Annotated in this window: 17 protein-coding genes, 1 tRNA gene and 1 pseudogene; 8 read left to right on the forward strand and 11 right to left on the reverse strand. The window is 76.0% G+C overall.

What is annotated here, in order from left to right; all coding sequences use genetic code 11:
• On the reverse strand, positions 1–1480 hold a 1480-nt coding region (locus H9657_RS02410), incomplete at its 3' end, for a family 20 glycosylhydrolase (protein WP_191780710.1).
• A 187-nt stretch (positions 1481–1667) separates the two neighbouring features.
• Here H9657_RS02410 and H9657_RS02415 point away from each other — a divergent pair.
• The gene (locus H9657_RS02415; RefSeq protein WP_191780001.1) at positions 1668–1934 is read left to right on the forward strand and encodes a GlsB/YeaQ/YmgE family stress response membrane protein; all 267 of its coding nucleotides are present in this window, start codon (positions 1668–1670) and stop codon (positions 1932–1934) included.
• Between the two features lie 63 nt (positions 1935–1997).
• Here the strand turns inward: H9657_RS02415 and H9657_RS02420 are convergent, their stop codons facing one another.
• From H9657_RS02420 to H9657_RS02440, 5 genes are all read right to left on the reverse strand, one after another.
• Entirely contained in the window at positions 1998–3377 is a 1380-nt protein-coding gene (locus tag H9657_RS02420; RefSeq protein ID WP_191780002.1) for a UTP--glucose-1-phosphate uridylyltransferase, read from the reverse strand.
• Positions 3378–3550: 173 nt separating this feature from the next.
• Positions 3551–3623: transfer RNA gene (locus tag H9657_RS02425), tRNA-Ala, on the reverse strand.
• A 91-nt stretch (positions 3624–3714) separates the two neighbouring features.
• A complete protein-coding gene (locus H9657_RS02430; protein ID WP_191780004.1) occupies positions 3715–4860 on the reverse strand; it encodes a hypothetical protein in 1146 nt (381 codons plus the stop codon).
• 93 nt (positions 4861–4953) lie between these two features.
• Positions 4954–5556, reverse strand: a complete 603-nt coding sequence (locus tag H9657_RS02435) for a GNAT family N-acetyltransferase (RefSeq protein ID WP_191780006.1) — start codon at positions 5554–5556, stop codon at positions 4954–4956.
• 2 nt (positions 5557–5558) lie between these two features.
• Entirely contained in the window at positions 5559–6803 is a 1245-nt protein-coding gene (locus H9657_RS02440; protein ID WP_191780008.1) for a molybdopterin molybdotransferase MoeA, read from the reverse strand.
• A gap of 122 nt (positions 6804–6925) precedes the next feature.
• Between H9657_RS02440 and H9657_RS02445 the strand changes: the two genes are divergently transcribed.
• Complete coding sequence (locus tag H9657_RS02445) at positions 6926–7594, forward strand: 5-formyltetrahydrofolate cyclo-ligase (protein ID WP_191780010.1); 669 nt, start codon at positions 6926–6928, stop codon at positions 7592–7594.
• Positions 7595–7613: 19 nt separating this feature from the next.
• On the opposite strand, the gene H9657_RS02450 is transcribed toward H9657_RS02445, so the two are convergent.
• Positions 7614–10184 carry a penicillin acylase family protein gene (locus H9657_RS02450; RefSeq protein WP_191780012.1) on the reverse strand — a complete coding sequence of 857 codons (2571 nt, stop codon included), beginning with the start codon at positions 10182–10184 and terminating at the stop codon, positions 7614–7616.
• Between the two features lie 253 nt (positions 10185–10437).
• Here H9657_RS02450 and H9657_RS19490 point away from each other — a divergent pair.
• Positions 10438–10578: pseudogene (locus H9657_RS19490) on the forward strand (FmdB family zinc ribbon protein); the annotation flags it as partial.
• 14 nt (positions 10579–10592) lie between these two features.
• On the opposite strand, the gene H9657_RS19495 reads toward H9657_RS19490, so the two are convergent.
• A complete protein-coding gene (locus H9657_RS19495; RefSeq protein ID WP_318241289.1) occupies positions 10593–10832 on the reverse strand; it encodes a hypothetical protein in 240 nt (79 codons plus the stop codon).
• 106 nt (positions 10833–10938) lie between these two features.
• Between H9657_RS19495 and H9657_RS02460 the strand changes: the two genes are divergently transcribed.
• Together H9657_RS02460 and mscL are read left to right on the forward strand one after the other, a co-directional pair.
• Positions 10939–11652, forward strand: coding sequence for an SAF domain-containing protein (locus H9657_RS02460; RefSeq protein WP_191780016.1), 714 nt, complete (start codon positions 10939–10941; stop codon positions 11650–11652).
• Positions 11653–11788: 136 nt separating this feature from the next.
• Entirely contained in the window at positions 11789–12319 is a 531-nt protein-coding gene (gene mscL, locus H9657_RS02465) for a large conductance mechanosensitive channel protein MscL (protein WP_318241235.1), read from the forward strand.
• A 115-nt stretch (positions 12320–12434) separates the two neighbouring features.
• Here the strand turns inward: mscL and H9657_RS02470 are convergent, their stop codons facing one another.
• Positions 12435–12812, reverse strand: a complete 378-nt coding sequence (locus H9657_RS02470) for a hypothetical protein (protein WP_191780020.1) — start codon at positions 12810–12812, stop codon at positions 12435–12437.
• 99 nt (positions 12813–12911) lie between these two features.
• Entirely contained in the window at positions 12912–17417 is a 4506-nt protein-coding gene (locus H9657_RS02475) for a hypothetical protein (RefSeq protein ID WP_191780022.1), read from the reverse strand.
• Between the two features lie 403 nt (positions 17418–17820).
• On the opposite strand from H9657_RS02475, the gene H9657_RS02480 reads away from it, so the two are divergent.
• The 3 genes from H9657_RS02480 to H9657_RS02490 all read left to right on the forward strand — a co-directional run bounded on the left by H9657_RS02480 (position 17821) and on the right by H9657_RS02490 (position 20548).
• Positions 17821–19113, forward strand: coding sequence for an MFS transporter (locus H9657_RS02480; protein ID WP_191780024.1), 1293 nt, complete (start codon positions 17821–17823; stop codon positions 19111–19113).
• Positions 19110–20252 carry an SLC13 family permease gene (locus H9657_RS02485; protein WP_191780027.1) on the forward strand — a complete coding sequence of 381 codons (1143 nt, stop codon included), beginning with the start codon at positions 19110–19112 and terminating at the stop codon, positions 20250–20252. Before H9657_RS02480 ends, H9657_RS02485 begins: the two co-directional genes overlap by 4 nt.
• 65 nt (positions 20253–20317) lie before the next feature.
• Complete coding sequence (locus H9657_RS02490) at positions 20318–20548, forward strand: hypothetical protein (protein WP_191780029.1); 231 nt, start codon at positions 20318–20320, stop codon at positions 20546–20548.
• 378 nt (positions 20549–20926) lie between these two features.
• On the opposite strand, the gene H9657_RS02495 is transcribed toward H9657_RS02490, so the two are convergent.
• Positions 20927–22222 carry a helix-turn-helix transcriptional regulator gene (locus H9657_RS02495; protein ID WP_318241236.1) on the reverse strand — a complete coding sequence of 432 codons (1296 nt, stop codon included), beginning with the start codon at positions 22220–22222 and terminating at the stop codon, positions 20927–20929.
• Positions 22223–22250: the final 28 nt, after the last annotated feature.

The raw sequence follows: 22250 nt of genomic DNA on the forward strand, positions 1-22250 counted from the left end.
CGCCCCCCCCCCCCCCCCCCCCCCCCCCGTCCGGCGTGCGGTGCCACGCCAGGCCGATCCGGTCCCAGTGCCGCCCGTGGTGGCGCAGCCGCAGCGTGAAGTCGTCGAAGTCCCGGCGTGCGGGGGCGCTCCACGCGACCTCCGCGACGGCCGCGAGGCGCGGCAGGAGCATGGTCGTGAGGTCGTCGAGCGTGCGCAGCGTCTCCGTCCAGAGCGCGGCCTCGACGCCGATGACGGCCTCGGGCGGCAGCCCGGCGACGAGTGCGTCCGGCTCCCAGTCGTAGGCCTGGCGCAGGTCGATCGTCCCGGCCCACTCCAGCCCGAGCGGGAAGCCCGGCTCGTACCTCATGTCGAGGTACACCTTCGACGCGGGCGACAGCAGGATCCGTGCGCCCGCCTCGGCCGCGGCGACGAAGGGCGCGGGGTCGACGCGCGTGTCCCAGTACTGCACGACCGTGCCGGCGGGCAGGTCGGGCACCGACGCGACCTCCTGCCAGCCGACCACGCGCCTGCCGTGCGCCGTCACGGCGGCGGACGCCGAGCGCACGAGGCGCGCGTACTCGTCGTCGGCCATCGTCAGGACCTCGTCGCCGCCGATGTGCAGGTACTCACCGGGGGTCATGTCGGCGAGGTCGCCGAAGACGTCGACGAGGAAGGCGTGCGTCGCCGGCAGGTCGTCGTGCAGCCGCGAGAACCCGACCTCGGTGCCGAGGTACTCCTCGGCAGGTCGCCCGTCCGGCGTGAGCTCGCCGTACGCGTGCAGCGCCGCGTTGACGTGCCCGGGGACGTCGATCTCCGGCACCACGCGGATCGCGCGTGCCCGGGCGTACGCCAGGATCTCGTCCCAGTCGGCCGCCGAGTAGTACCCGCCCGGGTCGCCGCCCACGGAGTGCGCGCTCGAGCGTCGCACCAGCTCCGGTCGCGACGGCAGGTCGATGCGCCACGCCTGGTCGTCCGTGAGGTGCAGGTGGAGCACGTTGAGCTTGTAGTGGCCCATCAGCCCGATGACCACCTTGAGGTCCGGCACGGCGACGAAGTGCCGCGCCACGTCGAGCGACAGACCCCGCCACGGGTAGCGCGGGGCGTCCTCGATGCGCACGGCCTCGACCTCGACGCCGCCGTCGGGCCGCTCGCGCAGCAGCTGGCGCAGCGTGACGACCGCGTGCACGAGCCCGTCGGTGGTCCGTGCCTCGAGCAGCACCCGGCCGGCCCCCACGACCACCCGGTACGGCTCCGTGCCGGGCGGCAGGTCCTCGACGAGCCGCATGCGGACGACACCGGCGGTGCCGAGCTCGGCGTGCCGGATCTCGACGGCGCGCCCGCTCACGCGGCCCAGCAGGTCGGCCGTCAGCACGGCCAGCGGCAGCAGGTCCTCGTCGGCGTCGACCACGACGACGGTCGAGCGCGTGATGACGAACGGCGCCTGCGACGACGGCTCGACGACGAGCGGTGCGGGCACGACCCCTGGGACGTCGGACACGGGACTCCTCACGACGACGGACGGCCCCCCGCAGCCGAACCTACCCGCCGGGGGCGCGGCGAGGTGGTCGAAATGGGTGGATCCGTTGCCCCGGGCAGGCCGTGTCCCCGCTCGACAGGCGAGGATGCCGGGACTGCCCTAGTTTCCTCTCAGACCGGGCATCGGTCCTGACCTCTGAGGAGTGCACATGGGTTTCGGCGGAATCATCAGCGCCATCGTCGTCGGCGCGATCATCGGCGCACTGGGCCGGCTGGTCGTGCGCGGTCGCCAGAAGATCTCGATCATCGCGACGATCCTCATCGGGATCGTCGCAGCGCTCATCGGTACGTGGATCGCCTCGCTCGCCGGCTGGGACACCACCGAGGGCCCTGACGTGCTCGAGATCGTCATCCAGGTCGCCCTGGCTGCGCTGTTCGTGGCGCTCTACGCGGGTTACGCCGGCAAGCGCCGCTGACCCCACGCTCGCAGGGCCGGCACCGCGGCGCACGCCGCGGGGGGCCGGCCCTCGGCATGTCCGTCAGACGTGCGCGACCTGCGCGTCGAGCGTCGCGCCGTCCGGCACGGTCCCGCCGTCACCGACGAGCTCGGCGTCGCCGGCGACCCGCACGCCCTGCCCGAACGTCCAGTCGCCCCGGACCTTGAGCGAGGTGGCGCCCCGCAGCGACGGGACGTGCGGCACGCGGGCGTCGAACTCGCCGACCAGCGCGTAGTGCGCGGGGTCGAGGTCGACGAACGGCGCCTCGGCCACGGCCACGAGGCGGTGCGCGTCGTCCTCCTCGTACACGTCGGAGCGCAGCACCAGCAGGTCGTTGGTCGTCTTGACGGGCAGGAAGCGCTCGCGCCCGACGCCGAGGACCGCGGCGCCGTCGAAGACCTCGATCGCGGCGCCCATCGCGGACTCGATCTGCACGACCTTCGGCGACGTCTTGTCGGTCGGGTCGACGTTCTTCTCGTTGCGGATCAGCGGCAGGTCCAGGACGCCGCCGGTGCGGGCCAGCTCGGCGGCGACCGCCTCGAGGTCCAGCCAGAGGTTGTTGGTGTTGAAGTAGCGGTGCGTCTCGATGTCCGCGGCCGCGGCGGCGTCCTCGGGGGCCGTCTGCGCCGTCTCGCGCAGCACGATCCGCCGGTCCTCGCGGCGCACGACGAGGTGGCCGCCCTTGCGGTCGGCGGGCGTGCGCAGCGCCACCTCGGCCGCGAACGGCGCACGGGTGGCCGCGAACCAGCCGGCGACGCGCGCGTCGGGCGTGGCGCCGAGGTTGTCGGAGTTGGAGACGGACGCGTACCGGAAGCCCGCGGCGAGCAGCGCGTCGAGGACGCCCGACGCGTAGAGGGCCGTGTAGAGGTCGCCGTGGCCCGGCGGGCACCACTCGAGCGTCGGGTCGGCGTCCCACGTCACGGGCGTCAGACCGTCGACCAGGAGCTTGGGCTCGCGGTTCTGCAGGAAGTCGAGCGGCACGCCGTCGACGGCCAGCTCCGGGTGGGCGGCGAGCGCGGCGAGGGAGTCGTCGCGCGTGCGGAACGAGTTCATGAGGACCAGCGGCAGCCGGGCACCCGTCGCGGCCCGGGCCGCGAGCACCTGGTCGGCGATGACGTCGAGGAACGTACGGCCGCCGCGCACGGGCAGGAGCGACTTGGCACGGTCCATGCCCATCGACGTGCCGAGCCCGCCGTTGAGCTTGATGACCGCCGTGAGCGCGAGGGCCTCGGCCGCGGCGGCGTCGTCGACCTCGAGGTCCTCGAGGTGCGGGACGTCGGTCAGCGGGTCGACGTCGGCCTCCGGGACGAGCCCGGTGCTGCCGGACTCGAGGAGCCCGTAGAACCTGGTGAACACGTCGACGGCGGTGGCGGCGACGCCACCGTCACGCATCTTCTGCTGGGCGAGCTCGAGTCCGTTCATGCGTCGACTGTAGGAGCGATCACGTCACCCGGGCTGGTGAATCCGGTCACATCGGGCGGGTCGTCGACCGGTGTTCACGTGACGGTCGCCGTCGCCCGGGCACTCCCCGACAACGCATCAGGCCGGACCCCTGGGGGTCCGGCCTGTTGCCGATGTCCTGCGACATCACAGGGTGGAGCTGAGGGGATTCGAACCCCTGACCTTCTCATTGCGAACGAGACGCGCTACCAACTGCGCCACAGCCCCTTGAAGCGGGGATCACACTAGCATCACCGACGCCCCGCCACGAAACCCGCGAGCCACGCGCCGGCGGCGTTGCGGTGCGCGAGTCGGACCACTACTGCCCGGCGGCGCGCCGCCGCGCGAGCACCGCGTTGAGGTCGATGCTCCCGGTCGTCTCGACCGACGGCTCGGACGCCGTCGACTGCGACTCGCGGGCGGCCGGTGCCACCTCGTCGCTCGGCGCGTCCGCGGGGCGGCGCACCGTCGAGGCCTCGGCGTCCGGCTCCGCGAGCGGCGCCGGCGTGCGGCGCGGCGCGGGCGCCTTCATCGCGTAGGTGGGACGCGGGACGCGCACGGGCGACCACTCGGCGTCACGCTCGTCCTGCGCGGTCGCGTCCTGCGCGTCGTCCTGCGCCGTGGGGCCGGCCGGGGCGCGCACGACGGGCACCTGCCCGGTCGCGTGCCGCGCCGGGCCCGTGGACTCGCCGCGGTCCTCGACGATCCGCTCGAAGACCTCCGTGTGCGCGTCCGACGGCCGCACGGCGTGCCCCGTGACGAGCGGGACCGGCACACCGGGCTCCGCGTCGGGCCGCACCGCCGGGGTCGCCCCCGTGCGCGGTCGCACCACCGGGGTGGCACCGGTCCGCGGGCTCGCCGCGAGACGCTCCTCGCGGTGGATGGTCGCGACCCACTCGGCGTCGGCCACGTGCCCGGCGATCACCGCGCGGCGTCCGAGCACGACGACGGTCGCGAGCAGCACGGTCGGCACGGCGCCCAGCAGCCACGTCGCCGCCGGCACGACGCCCGTGACGACCCAGCCCGCGACCGAGGCCGCGACCAGGACGGCGGCGAGGAGCCCACGACGACGCGCGGCGGCGCCCCGCCGGGCAGCGGAGGCCGCCCGGGCGGCGCGGGCCTGCGCCAGGCGGCGCGCGGCCTCGGCGGAGATGCGCTCGGGTGTGGCGTGCGGTCGGTCCACGGTGGTGCCTCCTGTCAGCGTGCCGGCGTACGCGGCCGGCACCCCCGTCCCCGGGGTCAGCAGTGCCGTCGTGCTCGGTCCCCACATCCCGGCCGCCGCGGCCCGGCGTCCCAGCCGGCGGCGCGTGCTGCTCGCCACCGCGACGACGCGCAGACCCGCGGAGAACCGGTCGTCGGTCCGAGCCTCCAGCAACCGTTGACGGTGCCGCAGGTGGTGCGGCACCAGATACGCCGCCCACAGACCCACGAGCGCGAGCGCCACGAGGCCTGCGAGTCCATTCACGTCACGACGGTAGGGGGCGCGACGGCCACGACGCCGCAACGGCGCGGCGTGTCGCGTGGACATCCCCCGAGGGGAGGGTCCGGGCGCTGCGGCTCAGGCGGTGCCGCGTCGGCGGTGCCAGCGCTCGACCAGCCCCTCGGGCACGTCCTCGACCGTCAGCGCGAACGTCCGGTGGTCGCACCACCGCCCCTGGATGTGCAGGTAGCGCTCGCGCAGGCCCTCGTCGCGGAACCCCAGCTTCTCGACGACGCGCAGCGACGGCGTGTTCTCGGGGCGGATGTTCACCTCGACGCGGTGCAGACCCAGCACCCCGAAGCAGTGGTCCGTGGCCAGCGCCACGGCCGTGGGCGTGATCCCCTGCCCCGCGACGTGCTGCGACACCCAGTACCCGATGGCCGCCGACCGCAGCGACCCGTACTGGATCGAGGAGACCGTGAGCTGGCCCACGAGCTCACGGTCGCGCTGGACCGCGAACGGCAGCGCCGTGCCCTCGCGCGCCTGCGCCGACAGCGCCCGCACGAACTGCCCGAACGTCGGCCGCGGGCCCCGCACCGGCTCGGGGCTGGTCGCGTCCCACGGTTCCAGCCAGCCCAGGTTGCGTCCGCGCAGCGTCATCCACGCGTCCGCGTCCCGACGACGCAGCGGCCGCAGCCGTACGTCGCCGTCGACGAGCTGGGCGGGCCACCCGACGGCCATCCTCATCCCTCCAGCACCAGGCAGTGCACGACGTCGCCCGGACGCACCGCGAGGTCCGTCTCGCCGACCACCGCCAGGGCGTTGGCGTGCGCGAGCGCCGTGGTCGACGGCGCCGACGGGTCCCCGAGCGGGGTCGCGCGGTACCCCTCCTCCGGTGACCCCAGCACGGTCGCGGGGACGAACTGCCGCAGGCCCGCGGGGGACGCCCAGCCGTGGGTGGCCGCCGCCGCGACCGACGGCCGGAACAGCTCGGTGTACCCGGCCATGGCACGCAGCGCCGGACGCACGAAGACCTCGAAGGACACCTGCGCGGCGACCGGGTGCCCCTGCAGCGCGAACAGCGGGACGGTGCGCCCGCCCTCGTCCACCAGGTCGAGCCCCAGGGCGCCGACGATCCCGAACCCCTGCCGCAGGCCGGGGGTCATGGCGACCTGGTCCAGCCGCACGGTGCCCAGGGGCGCCAGGACGTCCTTGACGGTGTCGTGCGTGAGCTCCGACAGCCCGCCGGTGAGCACGACGAGGTCCGCGCGCACGAGCTGGTCCTCGAGCGCCTCGCGCAGCGCCGCGTGGTCGTCGGGGACCACCCCGACGCGCACCGGGGTGGCACCCGCGTCGTGCACGGCGGCCTCGAGCGCGTGCCCGTCGACCTCGAAGACCGTGCCGGGACGGGCCGACGTGGTCGGCTCGACCAGCTCGTCGCCCACGGACAGCAGCACGACGCGCGGGGTCGGGTGGACGGTCAGGCGGCCTCGGCCCATGGCCGCGGCGAGGGCGATCTGCCGGGCGCCGAGCCGGGTGCCGGCCGTCAGCACGATGCCGCCCGCGCGCACGTCGTCGCCCGCGCGCCGCACGTGCTGCCCGGGGGTCGCCGCCCGCTGGAACGCGACGCGCGCCTGGCCCCGGTCGGTCTCCTCGACGGGCACGACCGCGTCGGCGCCCAGCGGCAGCGGCGCGCCCGACGCGACGCGCACGGCCGTCCCGGGCACGTGGCGCAGACCCGCGGGGCTGCCGGCGTGCAGGTCGTGCGCCACCGGCAGGCTCGGGCCGTGGGCGCCCCCCGCGGTCGTGTCGTGCGCCGCGACCGCGTACCCGTCGCGCGACGCGACCGCCACCGCCGGCACGTCGACCGGCGCGACGACGTCCGCGGCCAGGATGCAGCCCGCGGCGTCGTGCAGGACGACGTCGAGCGGCGGGACCGGACCCGCGGCGGCGAGCACGGCGGCGAGGTGCTCCTGGACCGATCTCATGGCCGCATTGTGCCCGCTGCGACGCCGCGCACCCGCGCGCGCCGCGCCCCCGACCCGGCCGCCGTCACGACGCCCCGGGCTCCGTCCCCCCGGCCGGCGCCCGTCTTTGCGACACTGGTGCCATGAGCGCCGTCGCCCAGCCCCCTTGGCACGCCCACGAGGACGCGGCGGCCCACCGGTCGCGGCCCCGGGACACGGCGGAGGAGAAGGACCGGCTACGGCGTCAGGTCCGGGCGCGCCGCGCGCACCGGTCGATGCGGCGCCGCGCCGAGGCGGCGGACCGGCTGGCCGAGGTGGTGCTCACGATCCCCGAGGTGGCCGCGGCCGGCTGCGTGAGCGTGTACGCCTCGCGTCCTGGCGAGCCGGGCACGGGGCCGCTCATCGCGGCGCTCGCCGCACGCGGCGTCCGGCTGCTGGTCCCGGTGCTCGGCACGGGCCTGCAGCGCGACTGGGCCGAGTACGCCGGTGCCGACGACATGCGCGAGCGCGCCCCGGGCCGTCCCCCCGAGCCGAGCGGCGCCCCCCTGGGTTCGGCGGCCCTCGGGGAGGCCGACGTCGTGCTCGTCCCGGCGCTCGCCGTCGACGCGCGCGGCGGGCGGCTGGGCCAGGGCGGCGGCTGGTACGACCGCGTGCTCGCGCACGTCCGCCCCGGCGCGCCGGTCATCGCCCTCGTCCACGAGGACGAGATCCTCGCGGAGGTCCCGCGCGAGGCGCACGACGTCCCTGTGACCGCGCTCGCGACCCCCGACGGGTGGCGCCACGTCGAGACGCCCGACGCCCCGCAGGCCTGACCCGCAGGACCGCCCGGGATCAGTCCCCCGGCGGCACCAGCATCTGGCTGTCCACCGCGTCGGCACGCACGGCGGCCGCGGAGTACGGCCACGGGAACTGCCGGCCCTGCGCCCACGCCTCGAGCTGGTCGGCGTAGTGCGCGCTCGCCGGGTGCCCGGAGGTGCCGGTGAGGTTGACCCAGGTCGAGGAGTCGAGGTCACCGAGGTCGACGACCATGCGCATCGACGGCGCCGACGTCACGCCGTACGAGCCCGTGGCCGCGTCCCAGCTCGTCGCGGAGACGATCGACGAGCCGCCGCCGACGCGCTGCGGCGCCGGGTTCACCAGGCGGTGCAGCATCCCCGGCACGCCGTCGCCGCCGAGCACGGGGTGCGTGGGCGCCGCGGTGTGCAGCTGGCCCCACTCCCAGTCCTCGGTGCGGCTGCTGATCTGGGCGGTGAGCTGGCGCCGCGCGGACACCAGCGCCCGGGCGAGGACGTCGTCGCGGCCCTCGACGACGCCGGGCGTCGACCGGTCGTCCCACCAGGGGGACGTCGGGTCGTCCAGCATCCCGCGGACGACCTCGAGCCACCGCGAGTCGCCGGTCGGCGCGTGCCCCTCGGGCAGGTCGTCCGCGAAGGTCAGCTCGAGCACGTCCGCCCACACGGCGGCGAAGTACATGGCGGCCGCCGAGTCGACGTCCATCATCTGGTCCCAGTCGCGCAGCAGCTGCTGGCCGGCACGGTCGAACGGGTCCTCGACGCGGACCTGCAGGAGGGCCGGGACGAGCACCTGCGCGTAAGGGCTGTGCGCGTCCGTCTGCAGCTCGGCCGTGCTCGCGACGTCCAGGGGCTCGCCCGTCGCGATGCGTGCCGCGAGCAGGTCGCGGACGCGCTGGCTGCGGTACCCGTAGTCGGTGTCCTCCGCGAGGAACGGCCCGACGCCGAGCGGGGTCACCGCCTGGTTCGCCGCGACGACGAAGCCCTCGACGGGGTCCAGGACGCGCGGCATGTCCGCCGGGTCGACCCAGCCCTGCCAGTCGTAGCGCGAGTCCCACCCGGGACGCGGCCATGTGCCGTCCGACGGGACGGGGCCGGCGACGGCACCGCGCAGCGGGACCCTGCCGGGCGCCTGGTACCCGATGTGCCCGTCGGTCGTGGCGAACACGATGTTCTGCGCGGGCACCTCCAGCAGGACCGCGGCCGCCGCGACGTCCGTGGCGTCCTGCGCGGTCATGAGCGCGAAGATCGCGTCGCCCGTGCGGCCCGGCGTCAGCGCCGTCCACGACAGCGCGACCTCGAACCGCAGGCCCGGGGCGTCGTCCGGGACGGGCGCGCGCTCCACGTCGGGCAGGTCGAGGACGTCCGAGACGAGGGGTCCGTGCCGCGTGCTGCGCACGTCGATGTCGACGTCGTCACCGCCCGCGACCTCGATCGTCTCGGTCCGCACGTCGAGCGGCACCCGCTGCCCGTCGACGATGACCTCGCCGTCCTCGACGCGCTCGAGGAAGAAGTCGGTGACGTCGGCACCCATGTTCGTCAGGCCCCACGCGAGCGACCCGTTGTGGCCGATGACGACACCGGGCAGCCCCGCGAGCGAGAACCCCGTGGCGTCGAACGGGCACGCGTCCGTCACCTCGGCGCAGCGCAGCCCGACCTGGGACCAGACCCCCGGCGCCGAGATCCCCATGTGGGGGTCGTTGGCGAGGAGCGGCTTGCCGGACACGGTGTGCTCCCCGGCGACGGCCCACGAGTTCGACCCGACGCCGTCGCCGTCGCCGACGAGGTGCGGGACGGCCGCGAGCGCGCGCTCGGCCGACTCCAGCGCGCCCTGCAGACCCGCGTCGGTCAGGTCCAGCTGCGTCGTCGAGGCCGCGGGGGACGTCCCGGCGGCGACGTCGGCGGAGGTGACGATCGGCAGGTTGCGGTCCTGCGGGTACGGCGGGAAGAGCTCCTCGACGCGCGCGACGTCCTGCACGAACCGATAGGTCTGGGCGCGCGAGAGCTCACGGTCGTAGTTGGCGCGCAGGTCCCAGGCCATGGCCTTGAGCCACGCGAGCGAGTCGATCGGGTCCCACGCCTCGGGCGCCCGCTGCGGGACGCGCAGGCCCAGCACGGTGTACTCCATCCCGATGGAGCCCGGGTCCCGGTCCTCGAGGTAGGCGTTGACGCCGTCGGCGTAGGCCTGCAGGTGGTCACGGGTGTCCTGCGACAGCAGGTCCCACTCCTGCTCGGCGACGCGGCGCCAGCCGAGCGTGCGGATCACGCGGTCCGCCTCGATCGCGCTCTCGTCGTCCCCGACGAGCTCCGCGAGCCGGCCCGCGCTGACGTGGCGGCGGTAGTCCATCTGGAAGAACCGCTCCTGCGCGGACACGTAGCCCTGCGCGAGGAACAGGTCGTACGGCGTCTCGGCGACGATCGTCGGGACCCCGCGGGCGTCGCGCGTGACCTCCACCTCGGCCTCGAGCCCGGCGAGCGCCTGGGTGCCCTGGACGTCGGGCAGGGGGCGGCGGACGACGAGCGCGCTGACGAGGGACGTGACCACCAGCGCGAGGACGACGACGACGGCGAGGACGACGAGCGCGGCTCGCAGGCGATGGCGACGGGGCACGGTCGAAAGGCTACCCGCGAGGACGCTTGACGGTGGCGCTAGAGTTGGCACTCGGATCCTGAGAGTGCCAGCAGCGCCCGCGACGCGGGCGCGACCGGACGGACGAGCTCGGTGACCCGACGGCAGGCCGAGCGGCGTCCAGGACGCCACCGGCCGGGACGGGTGGACACCCGCCGCCGCCGGTGCAGCGGCACCCTCGGGGAAACCTTCGAGCACGGCCGGGGACGCCCGGCGACGACGATCGGGAGTCACCTTGCCCACCTATGCCTACCGCTGCACGGCCTGCGACCACGCCTTCGAGGTGCAGCAGTCGTTCACCGACGACGCGTTGACCGTCTGCCCCGCGTGCGAGGGGCGCCTGCGCAAGGTGTTCTCGAGCGTCGGGGTCGTCTTCAAGGGCTCCGGCTTCTACCGCAACGACGCTCGCACGGGCAGCACCACGTCCGGCAGGTCGAGCGGGTCGGGCACGTCGGGCACCTCGACGGACACGTCGTCGTCCTCGTCGTCGTCCTCCGACGCGTCGACGTCCACGTCGAGCAGCACTCCGGCACCGTCCTCCACGGGCTCGACGAGCTCGCCGGCCCCCGCGACGACGTCCAGCTCCGCCGCCTCCGCCTGACCCCACCCGCGGCGGGGCCCGTCGGGCACGCCCCGGACCGGCGCGAGCCGACCACAGGCCCCGCACCCGGCACCCTCCTCCCCCGGCAGGGAGGAGGCAGGCCCGCCGCGGGCCGTGCGCACCTAGCGTCGCGCCATGGCCCTCCTGACACCCGCGAGCGCACCGCCCCGGCGCGCGACCGACGAGCGTCCGCTGCCCCCACCGCTGCCGCACGTGCGCGGCGCCGCCCGCGCGCGGGCACGGTCGGCGCTCTGGCGGTTCCGGTTCCTGCTCGCGGCGGTGTGCCTGGGCGTGGCCACGGCTGCGACGGTCGAGGCGCTGCGCCCGCCGGCCGCCGCCACGCTCCCCGTGGTCGTGCTCGCGCACGACGTGGGTGCGGGTGCCGTCCTGGCGGCGGGTGACCTCGTCGTCGCCGACGTGCCCGCGGACGCCGCGCCGGACGGCGCGTTCCGGTCGCCCGACGACGCGCACGGGAGCGTCGCCGCCGTCGACCTGCCCGCTCGCCTCCCGCTCGCCCCCACGCTGCTGGCCGGCACCGGGCTCGCCGGCCCCACCGGCACCGTGGTGGTCGCCGTCCGGCTCGACGACCCCGCCGTGGCGGAGCTGCTGGAGCCGGGCCTGCACCTCGACCTGGTGGCGGCACGCCTCGAGGGCGGCCCCGGTGAGACGGTGGCCCGCCGGGCGCTGGTCCGCCCCGCGCCCGGCGCCGGCACCCCGTCGGGCGGCCTGCTGGGCGCTGCGCCGGCGGACGACGGACCACCGGTGCTCGTCGCGGTGACCCCCGAGGAGGCGGTGCGCATCGCGCAGGCGTCGGTCGCGTCCCGCCTCGTCGCGGTCGTCGTGCCATGATCGGAGAGGAATGCCGGAAAACCGCCGCAGGTCCAGGAGGGGTCGAATGTCCGAGAACAGGCGTGACGGACTGCGCGGGGCGGGTCACCGGTTGCGATCCGTCGGCGAGAATCCCCAGGTCAAGGGCGTTGCGAAGGTGTTCCAGGGTTTCAAGGACTTCATCTCCCGCGGAAACGCGGTCGAGCTGGCCGTCGGTGTGGTCGTCGGTGCGGCGTTCACGCAGGTCGTCGACGCCCTGCAGAACGGGCTCATCAGCCCGGTCGTCGGGTGGATCTTCGGCAAGCCCAACCTCGACAACCTGTGGAACATCGGGCCCTACACGTGGAACGGCGACATCGCGGACACGGCCCAGCCGATCATGGTCGGGGTCATCCTCAACGCGATCATCCAGTTCCTCATCACGGCCGCGGCGATCTACTTCCTCATCGTCCTGCCGCTCAACGCGCTCGCGGCACGGCGCAAGAAGGGCCAGGAGGACGAGCCGGCCGCACCGGCCGAGGACCTCCTGCTGCTGCAGGAGATCCGCGACCTGCTCGCGCAGCGGCTCAGCCCGGCGATCGCGAACGACACGACCGGCGCACCCGGCGACCCGGGCACGCCGCCGCCCCCGCCGCCGTCACCCGCCGGGCCTGCAGGCGGTCCGCCCAGCATCCCGCCGGGCGCTTGACCGTCCGCATCTGACGGTCCGCGCCTGACCGTCCCGCAGACCGTCAAAACCTGAGGCTCCGCGCCTGACCGTCGGGACGCGAACGTCCGGACCACGCCGATCCGGCGGACCACGGCTACCAGTGCGGGGGCTTCTCGCGCCGCAGCCGTTCGTCGTTCGACGACGACTCCTCACGACCCCAGCCGTGGTCGGAGTCGTCGGCGGACCGCGTCGCGCGCCACAGGTCGTCGACGGTGACACCGGTCCCCGTCGCCCCCGGACCGCCGGTCGCGTCGGTGACGGCTCCGGACGCCACGGCGTCCGGGACGTCGGCGTCCGGGGCGTCGGCGTCGGGTGCGTCCGCCGGCGCCCGGTGCGCCGCAGCCGCACCCTCGCGGGCCGGTCCCGTGGCGGACGGGAACGCCGGCAGGTGGGCGTGCAGCACCGACTCGTCGGTGCCGACGGTCCCGGAAGGTCGCACGGCCCGGCGCGGACGGCGAGGTGCGCTGCTCATGTCCCGATCCTCGCACCGCACGCACCGGCACCGCGCCGGGGGACGGTGCGCGACCGCCCGCCCTCCCCTGTCGCCGGTCGGTCGCGCACCGGCGGCGGACTAGCTGAAGGCGCGGGTGACGGCCGCACGCACGGCCGAGTCGACGCGGTGGCTGCGCCGTGTCACGCCGAGCTCGGCGCGGAGCGCGTCGGCGAGCTGGTCGCGCGTGCGCTGGGCGCCGTCCGACCGCAGCCAGCGCACGAGGTCGTCGAGCTGGTCGTCGCTGTACGCGTTGATCGGCAGGCCCGCCCGCACGTCGGGACGCGGCAGCGTCGGCACGGCGAGCGCGAGCTGCTCCCCCGCCGGCGGCGTGTCCATGAACGCCTCGGTCTGCGCCACGACACCCGTCACCGGGGCCTGCGGGGCGGGCGTCGCGGTCGCGGGCACGGCCCCCGACCCCACCACCGGCATGACACCGGTGGGCGTCCGCACGATCGGCGTCGCACCCGTCGCCGGCCGCACCACGGGCGTCGCACCGGTCGCCGGCACCACGGGCGTCGCACCGGTCGCCGGCACCACGGGCGTCGCGCCGGTCGCCGGCACCACGGGCGTCGCGCCCGTCGCGGGCCGGACGACGGGCAGCGACCCGGTCGTCGGGTGCGTCACGTAGGGGCGCACGGGGCGGCTCTGCTGGTCGTCGAGCGCCTCCGGCGCAGTGGGCACCGCGACCGGCAGCGGCTCCGCCGCATCTGGCAGCCGCTCCACGAGCGCCGCGTGCACGGCGCGCCGGATGCGGTCGACCTCCGCCTGCGGGTCGAGGAACGCGGCCGCGGACCACACCCGCACGACGGACCAGCCGAGGCGCGCGAGCCGGTCGCCGACGAGGCGGTCGCGCACGCGCACGCTCGGCTCGCCGACGTAGGTGTCGTCGTCGGTGAGGACCGCCACGAGCATCTCGTCCGGCAGGTCGGGGTGACCCACGACGAGCGGGATGCGCGCGCCGCCGGGGACGCCGTGGTCGACGTCGACGAGCAGGCCGTGCCGCCAGAGCCGCTCGGCCAGGTCGAGGACGAGGCGGTCGGGGTCGGCACCACCCGTGGGCCGCTCCTTCGCGCCGTGCCCGGCACCCTGGGCGCCGCGCTCGGCGGCGAAGCGCAGGACGTCGGCCAGCAGCCTCGGGCCGGGGCCGCGCAGCCGGTCGGGGTCGAGGTCGTCCCCGCCGAAGCACGTGACGACGGTCAGCCGGTGCCGCGTCGAGCCGAGCGCGTCGAGCAGCAGCGCGTCGCCGCCGGGGCGGCTGACGGGACCGAACGTGTGCAGCACCCGGCGGTGCGGCGTGCGGCCCAGGCCGACGGACAGGATGACGGCGTCGCGCCGCAGGCCACCGACGTTGGTGACGTCGACCACGACGAACGGGTCGGCGCGGCCGGCGTCGAAGAACACGGCCAGCGCCGGGTTGTCGCGCACCTCCGCCATGACGGTCTCGCGCACCGCGTCCGCGTGCCGCGGCGTGAGCGTGACGACCGCGAGCGACTCGCCCGGGTGCTGCAGCACGTGCTCGACGACGAGCTCGAGGACCCGCTCGACCTCGGCGGACGTCGAGTCGACCATGCTCGAGGCGGGGTCCGGCATGCCCGTGCCGTCGACCGTCTCGAGGGTGACCAGGGGCCGCGAGTCCGGCAGGGGCGTCGGGACCAGCACGCCCTCGTAGCCGTGCTCGGCGAGGAAGCGCGTGAGGTACGGGTCGCGCCGCGAGGCGTCGGCGTGCAGCGCGACCGACGGCAGGACCGCGGCGAGCTCGCGGACCGCGCTGCCCGACGCGCAGCGCGCGTCCCCGACGACGACGACCTGACGGCCGCGCGCGATCGCGGGCACGGCGGCCTCGATGGGCAGGTGCGCGGCCGCGTCGATGACCACGAGATCGACCGTGCGGGTCGCGGGCAGCACCTGCGAGACGAGCATGGGACCGGCGACGAGCACGGGGCGCAGCCGGCGCGCGAGGTCGGGGTAGCGCGCGACGGTGTCGCGCAGCGAGGTCATGCGCTCCTCGACGAGCTCGGCGAACAGCCCTTCGGCCTGGTCCCGGTGCGCGCGTACGGCGGCCGCGATGCGGCCGATCGCCGCCGCGAGCACGGGTGCCGTCCGGCTGACGACGTGCCGGCGGTCGAGCGCCGCGTACCGCGCGGACAGCTCCCCGAGCGCCGAGCCGTCGTACCCCACGAGCGCGGGGTCGGCGGCCAGGACGTGCTCGAAGACGGTGCTCCACCAGGCCAGGTCCAGCTCGGCGGGCGCCTGCCGGGGGTCGGTGCGTCGCGCCGCGAGGTCGTCGACGAGCTCGCCCAGACCGGCGGCGCGCAGACCGTGCAGCAGCTGGGTGCGCTCGGGCAGCGTGTCGAGCGCGGCCGCACCGGAACGCAGCCGCGTGAGCCGCTCGCGCAGCTCGTCGAACGGCGTGGTCGTCAGGCGCCCACCCAGCGGCGTCGTCGCGAGGACCTGGGCGACGCCCTCGACGTCCTGCCGGACCGCCGCGTGCTCGTCCTCGATGACCTCGAGGCTGTCGGGCAGCCGCGGCCAGCCGCCGGCGGGGCAGTGCGCCTGCCACACCTCGCGGCGCTCCTGCACCTCGATGAGCGCACCGTGCAGGTCGGCGACGGGACGCCCGGGCCGCAGCATGTCCTTCGCCTGCTTGCGCAGGCGCCGGCGCACCCAGTACCCCATCGCGATCCCGCGCTCCTCGCGCCACTGCTTGGTCGCGGTCGCGGCGACCAGGTCGGCGGCGGTGCGCTCGAAGACCATCGGCTGGAAGACGTCGAGGGACGCGCGGACGCCGTCGAGCATGCGCAGCTGCTCGGCCCACTGGTCGAGGGTCGTCGCGTGCGTCAGGCCCGTCTCGCCCGCGACCTGCGCGACGCGCTCGACGAGCAGCGGCAGGCTGACGTCGAGGAGCCGGTCGAGGCGGCGGCGCACCACCTGCGCGTCGGCGGCGGTGCGCAGGTCGGCCCCGTACCAGGGCGTGTCCTGCGGCCGCAGCGAGAACGCGCCGAGCTCACCGGCGTGGACCAGGTCCTGCGCGAGCCGCGTGCGCCGCTCGGGGTCGAGCGCGTGCGCGACGTCGGGGCGCAGGCGGACCGTGGTGGCCGGCGTGGGGCGGGTCGCGGTGAGCCGCGCGAGCTCCTGCAGCGCGTCGTACGCCGACGCGCCCCACGGCTCGCGGCGCTCGTGCAGCGCGTCGACGTAGCCCCGCAGGCGCTCGCGGTGCTCGACGAGCGGCACCCGCACGGCCTGCACGGCGTCGGTGTCGACGACGGGCGGCTCGAGGGTCATCGCACCGAGGAGGCGGCGCGCGGCGGTGGCGCGCCACCCGGCGTGCGGCTCGACGTCGAGCACGACCTCCCCCAGCCCGAGGCGCTGCAGGCGCTCGACGAGGGACACCGCGGCGCGGCGGTGGCCGGGCACGTAGAGCACGGTGCGGCCCTCGGCCGCGGCGTCGGCGACGATCGCGGCCAGCGTCCCGGTGACGTCGGACCCCGTGGGCGCGTCGACGAACACGTCGGCGCGCGTGGCGACGACGTCGAGGACGTGCTGCTGCGCGGGGTCGAGGTCACCGACGCCCCGCTCGAGCGCGGGGTCACGGTCGCCGGCGACCGGCGTGGGCAGCGGCACCTGCAGGGCCGCGCGGGCGTCGTCCAGCCCGGCGAGCGCCCGGACGAGGTCGTGATGCTCGAGCGTGCCGGCAAGCTGGTCGAGGTCGTCGACGATGACCTGACCGGGGTGGACGAACGTGCCGACCACGACGCGCTCGACCAGCGAGAAGTCCTCGAGCACGGCCTCGCCCAGGGACGCGAGCCGCTGCAGCGCACCCCGGGGGTCGAAGCCCGCGCCGGTGAACGTGCCGCGTGCGACCGCTGCGGGGTCGAGCAGCGCGCCGTGCCCGCGCAGCGCGCGCGCCAGCACGGGGTTGACCTCGATGGACGGCTCGAGCTCGAGCTCGTAGTCCCCCTCGCCGGTCCCCCGGGCACGCAGGCCCACGGGTCGCAGGAGGACGGGCGCGCGCACGGTCCGCACCGCGGCGTCCTGCCCGTCGAGGGCCGACGTGCGGCCGGCGGCCGTGCGGGGGTGGCGCGTGACGTGGGCGAGCGCGCCGACGTCGTCGGACGCCAGGTCCGCGCTCGACCGGTCGGTCCAGGTCGCGACCCCGATGGCCAGGGACGTGGACGCGATGCCGTAGCGCTGGGTGTACCCGGCGGCGCGCGCGCTGACGGCACGCGCCCGGCGACGGGCGCTCGACAGCGCCCCGGGCTCGCGCACGAGGTTCGACAGGCGCGTGGGGCGACCGGCGAAGAGCTGGGCCATCCCCGACGGGTGCGCGGCCGACAGGTCGAGCGCGGCGTCGCCGAGCTGGTCGACGTCGGCGAGCGTCGAGGCGCCCGCGGCCTCGACGAGCGCGGCACGCCACGTCGCGACGGCGCCCTCGAGGACCTCGGCTGGCGGCGGGGGCTCGACGAGCGTCACCGGGGGGCCGTCCGCCGCATCGGTCCGCCCGGCCGTGGCGACGTCACCCTCGGCGGGCGGCGTCGAGCCGGCCGGGGGGGTCCCCGTGGTGGGGGTGCGCACAGGAGCGGTCATCTTGGCACGGTAACCGCGCGGCAGGCCGATCGCCGGGCGGCCACGCCGTGCTCGCGCGGGTTGCGTCCGGACGAGTGGCGCAGGGCCGCGCCGCGGTCCGCGGACGGGTCCGCGGGGGCCTCGTCCGGTCCCGGGAACGAGCGACGGGACGGGCCGCTGGGGCCCATCCCGTCGCTTCGGAAGCTGAGACGGTGCGCACCGCGCAGGGGGCAGGCGATACGCACCGTCGGGTTCAACTATGCGCCATCTCCGAGTGTTGGTCAACTGTCCAGGCCACCCCGGGAAGGTGAAAGTTCACAGAACTTCCGCCGGACCGCGGACCGCCCGCGACCGAGCCCCGGACCATCCGGGAGCATCCCGACACGCCGCCTACGCTGGTGCGGGACGACGGACGGAGGGGCGGATGCGAGGGCACCGCAGCGCGATGGCGGTATGGGCCGTCGCGGCCCTCACGTACCTCGTCGCCGTCGTGCACCGCACGGCGCTCGGGGTCGCCGGGGACGCGGCGATCGACCGGTTCGCCCTCGGCGCGACCGGTCTGGCGATGTTCTCGGTGCTCCAGCTCACCGTCTACGCAGCCCTCCAGATCCCCGCGGGGCAGCTGCTCGACAGGTTCGGGGTCCGGGCGCTCATCACGACGGGTGCCGGCGTCATGGCGCTCGGCCAGGGCCTGCTCGCGCTCGCCGACGACGTCCCGACGGCGCTCGTCGCCCGTGCGCTCATCGGCGGCGGCGACGCCGCCATCTTCATCAGCGCGTGCCGGCTCATCGCGCAGCACTTCCCCGCCCGGCAGGTCCCGGTCATGGTGCAGGTCACCGGGCTCGTGGGCCAGTCCGGACAGATCGTGTCGGCCACCGTCGTGCTGTGGCTCCTGGCCGCACGCGGCTGGGGCGCGACCTTCGGCGCCCTCGCGGTCGTCGGGGCCGCCGTGACCGTCGCCGCGGCCGTCGGGCTGGGCCCCCGACCCGCACCGCCCGCGGAGCGCGCGGCACGCGAACGGTTCGGGCAGGCCGTGCGCGCGGCCGCCCTGCCCGCCGGGACGCGCCTGGGGTTCTGGGCGCACTTCCTGTCCCCGTTCTCGTTCAACGTCGTGGCGATGCTCTGGGGCACGCCGTTCCTCCTCACGGCCCAGCAGCGCACCCTCGGCGAGGTGAGCGCGCTGCTGTCCGTGATGACGCTGTCCGCCATGCTCAGCGGCCCGCTCGTCGGCAGGTGGACGTCGCGCCACCCGCTGCGACGCTCGTCGGTCGTGCTGGCGTCGGCGGGCGCGACGCTCGTGGCGTGGGTCTGGCTGCTCGTCCCGGACACGCCCCGCCCGTTCGCGCAGCTCGTCGTGTTCTGCGTCGTGATCGGCGCCGGCGGGCCCGTGTCGCTCATCGGCATCGACCTCGCGCGCACGTTCTCCCCGCTCGAGCGCCTCGGCACCGCCACCGGGTTCGTCAACACCGGCGGCTTCACGTCGACGATCCTCGGCGTCCTCGCCGTCGGCGTCGTCCTCCAGCTCGTCTCGCCGCCGGGAGCCACGACCTACTCGCTGGACGCGTACCGGATCGCGTTCGCGGTCCTGCTGGCGCCGTGGCTCGTGGGCGTCGTCGGCCTGCTGCGCAGCCGACGCCGTGCGCGCGCCGACCTCCGCGACGCCGGGACGCCCGTGCCTCCCCTCCGGGAGGCCCTGCGCCGCCGACGGGCCGGGTGACGCGCACCCTCGCCGTCGGGTCCGTCCTGCTGGCCGCCGGTCTGCTGGCGCTGCTCGCGGGCGTCCTGCCCGTGCCCGCGGCCCTCGCGCTGGCGGCTCGCGTCTGGCCCGTGCTCACGTTCGTCGTCGCGATGACGGTGGTCACCGAGCTGGCAGCCGGGGCCGGGCTCTTCCGCGCGGTGGGTGCGGCCGTCGCCCGGCGGGCGCACGGACGCACCGCGCTGCTGTGGGGCGGGGTCGTCGTGCTCGCGGTGCTGTGCACGGTGTTCCTGTCGCTCGACACGACGGCCGTGCTGCTCACGCCCGTGGTGCTCGCCGTCGTGGTGCACGCCCGGCTCGACCCCCGGCCGTTCGCCCTGGTCACCGTGTGGGTCGCGAACACCGGGTCGATGCTGCTGCCGGTCTCGAACCTCACCAACCTGCTCGCCGCCCACCACGTCGGCGGGGTCCGCGAGTTCGTCGCGCTCACGTGGGCGCCCGCGCTGGCGTGCGTCGCCGTGCCCGTGGCGGTCGTCGCGCTCGTGCACCGCCGGCGGCTGCGCGGCACCTACGAGGTCGGCGCGCCCGAGCCCGTCGAGGACCCCGTGCTGCTGCGCCGGAGCGCCTGGGTCGTCGGCGCGCTGCTGGTCGCCCTCGTCAGCGGGGCACCCGTGTGGGTGCCCGCGGTCCTCGCCGCGCTCGCCCTGCTGGTCGTCACCGCCCGGCGGCGGCCCGGCACGCTGACCCCCGCCCTGGTGCCCTGGCCGCTCCTCGTGCTCGCGTCCGGCCTCTTCCTCGCGGCCGAGGCCGTGCAGGAGGCCGGGCTGCGTGCCGTGCTCGAGCAGGACCTCGCCGGACGCGGCCCCGTGGGGGTCGCCGCGACGGGCCTGATCGCGGCCAACACCCTGAACAACCTGCCCGCGTACCTGGTGCTCGAACCGGCCGCGGCGCACGACCCCCGCCTCCTCGTCGCGCTCCTCGTGGGCGTGAACGCCGGCCCATTGATCACGCCGTGGGCGTCGCTCGCGACGCTGCTCTGGCACCGCGCGCTCGTGCGGGCCGGGGTCGACGTGCCGTGGGGCCGCTACGTCGTCCTGGGCCTCGTGGTCGCGCCGCTCACCGTCGCAGCAGGCACCGGGGCCCTGGTGCTGACGACGTGAACCGGCGCGACGGGCCACCGGTACGGGCGACGCGGCGCACGCGACCCGCGGGATAGGTTCGGCCGATGGACCCGGTGGATCCCGCGCTCGCCGGCGTGCGCGCCTACCTCAGCCACCTCGACGGGTGCGAGGTGGCCGTCCGCACGACCTCCGGCGGTGAGTACGTCGGCCCGCTGTCGTGCCTGCTCTCCGGCAACGTGGTGTTCGTCGGGCCGTCCGGGGCCGCGCCGTGCATCCGCATCGACACCGTCGAGTCGGTCCTGCTCCTGCGCGGCGAGCCCGGCCGCTCCGGCTGAGCGGCGGCCGCCGTGGCGCCGGTCCGAGAGCCCCGCGGGGCCACGGACCGGCGACGCGAGCCGCGCGCGCACGGTGAGGACGCTCCCCCTCAGATGTACTTGCAGCAGGGGGAGTTGACGCTGACCGAGCCGGCGACGGTGGCGGATGCGCCGACCATGCCGGAGAGGGCGACGAGGACGGTGACGGCGGCGACGGTGAGCTTCTTCATGATGGAACCCCTTAGGAGAGACGTGCCGGACTGTCCGGCACCCCGCATGTTCCACAGGGGTGTGTCGTGACCGCAATGACTCAGCCATAAACCGTGTAGACGCTCCCAGGAATACGGTCGCCCGGGCGTGTCGCGGCGAGGCCCTGGTCCGGGCCTCGAGCTCGACGGCTCAGAGCCGCGCGGAGCCCACGCCGGCCGCGTCGAGCGCCCGCCGGTACGCCTCGGCCACGCTCGCGCGGTCCTCGCCCGCGGCCCGCAGCCGGTCGCCGAGGCGGCGCCACGCGATCGCGGCCGGCCGGCCGGCCGGGACGAGGTCCAACCGGTCCTGGACCTGCCGGTACGCCTTGACGGCGGCCGAGCGCTCGCCCGCGGCGAGCAGCGCGTCGCCCAGGGCCTCGTGCGCGGGCGCGGCGTCCCGGCGGTCGCCCGACGCGAGCATCTCCGTCGCCCGGGCGGCGTGGACGAGGGCCGCACGGTTCTGGCCGAGCAGCAGCAGCGCACGCGAGCGGATCGTCGCCGCACGCGCGAGCTCGACCTGCGACTCCCCGACCTCCAGGGCCGTGCCCGCGGCGTCGAGCTCCGCCAGCGCCTCGCGGGGCCGGGCGGGCGTGACGGCCAGCAGGAAGTGGGCCAGGTCCAGGCGCAGACGTGGCACGTCGCGCTCCGCCTCCCGACCGCCCGCGATGGCCAGCGCCGCGCGGACGTGGGCGAGCGCGTCGTCCGCGTCCCCGAGCGCGTCGTCGACGAACGCCAGGTTCCAGTGCACCGACCAGACGGCCCGCGCGGACCCGTGCTGCAGCGCGCGGCCGAGCAGGTCGGTGCCGCGCACACGCGCGTAGGTGACGTCGCCGCGCGCCACGTAGGCCCAGACGACGGTCGACTCGAGGCGGAACAGCTCGTCCGTCTCGGCGGCGGTCGTGCGCAGCGTCGACAGGTGGGCCTCGCCCGCGTGCACGGCGCCGTGCAGGTCGCCCTCCTCGGTCAGCGCCATGACCAGACGCGTCGCGGCGTACGCCGCCTCCTGGGGACGGTGCCCGTCGACGAGACGGCGCGTGGTGTCGGCGAGCACCTCGGCCGAGGCCTCGAGGTCCCCGGCCAGGTCCAGCGCCTCCGCGCGCGCGAGGAGCACCCGCGCGCTCTGGTCGACGTCGAGGGCGTCCAGCTGGACCGTCGCGAGCTCGGCCACCGCCTCGCGGGCCCGGCCCGCACGTACGAGCTGGCGCGCGCGGACGACGGACGCCTCGGACGCGAGGTACGCGGGCGAGCGGTCGCCCTCCTCGAGGTACGTCGTCGTGACGCCCAGGGCGCGCGCGAGCCGTTCGAGGGCGCCGTCGCCCGGGCCCCGGACCCCGCGCTCGAGGTGCGACACGTAGCTGGGGTGCATCATCGCCGCGCGGGCGAGGTCGGCCTGGGACAGGCCGGAGCGCTCACGGGACTCGCGGATACGTTCACTGACGGGGTGCACGACCTCACGATAGGGACCAGTCTCCCCG

It is taken from the genome of Cellulomonas avistercoris (assembly GCF_014836445.1).
In the GTDB taxonomy this organism is placed as follows: Bacteria; Actinomycetota; Actinomycetes; order Actinomycetales; family Cellulomonadaceae; genus Cellulomonas; species Cellulomonas avistercoris.

Coding starts and splice junctions, on each gene's coding strand:
- H9657_RS02490 (WP_191780029.1), top strand. CDS start 20,318: ATGGACCCGGTGGATCCCGCGCTCGCCGGCGTGCGCGCCTACCTCAGC.
- H9657_RS02440 (WP_191780008.1), bottom strand. CDS start 6,803: ATGAGATCGGTCCAGGAGCACCTCGCCGCCGTGCTCGCCGCCGCGGGT.
- H9657_RS02445 (WP_191780010.1), top strand. CDS start 6,926: ATGAGCGCCGTCGCCCAGCCCCCTTGGCACGCCCACGAGGACGCGGCG.
- H9657_RS02480 (WP_191780024.1), top strand. CDS start 17,821: ATGCGAGGGCACCGCAGCGCGATGGCGGTATGGGCCGTCGCGGCCCTC.
- H9657_RS02420 (WP_191780002.1), bottom strand. CDS start 3,377: ATGAACGGACTCGAGCTCGCCCAGCAGAAGATGCGTGACGGTGGCGTC.
- H9657_RS02475 (WP_191780022.1), bottom strand. CDS start 17,417: ATGACCGCTCCTGTGCGCACCCCCACCACGGGGACCCCCCCGGCCGGC.
- H9657_RS02415 (WP_191780001.1), top strand. CDS start 1,668: ATGGGTTTCGGCGGAATCATCAGCGCCATCGTCGTCGGCGCGATCATC.
- H9657_RS02435 (WP_191780006.1), bottom strand. CDS start 5,556: ATGGCCGTCGGGTGGCCCGCCCAGCTCGTCGACGGCGACGTACGGCTG.
- H9657_RS02460 (WP_191780016.1), top strand. CDS start 10,939: ATGGCCCTCCTGACACCCGCGAGCGCACCGCCCCGGCGCGCGACCGAC.
- H9657_RS02470 (WP_191780020.1), bottom strand. CDS start 12,812: ATGAGCAGCGCACCTCGCCGTCCGCGCCGGGCCGTGCGACCTTCCGGG.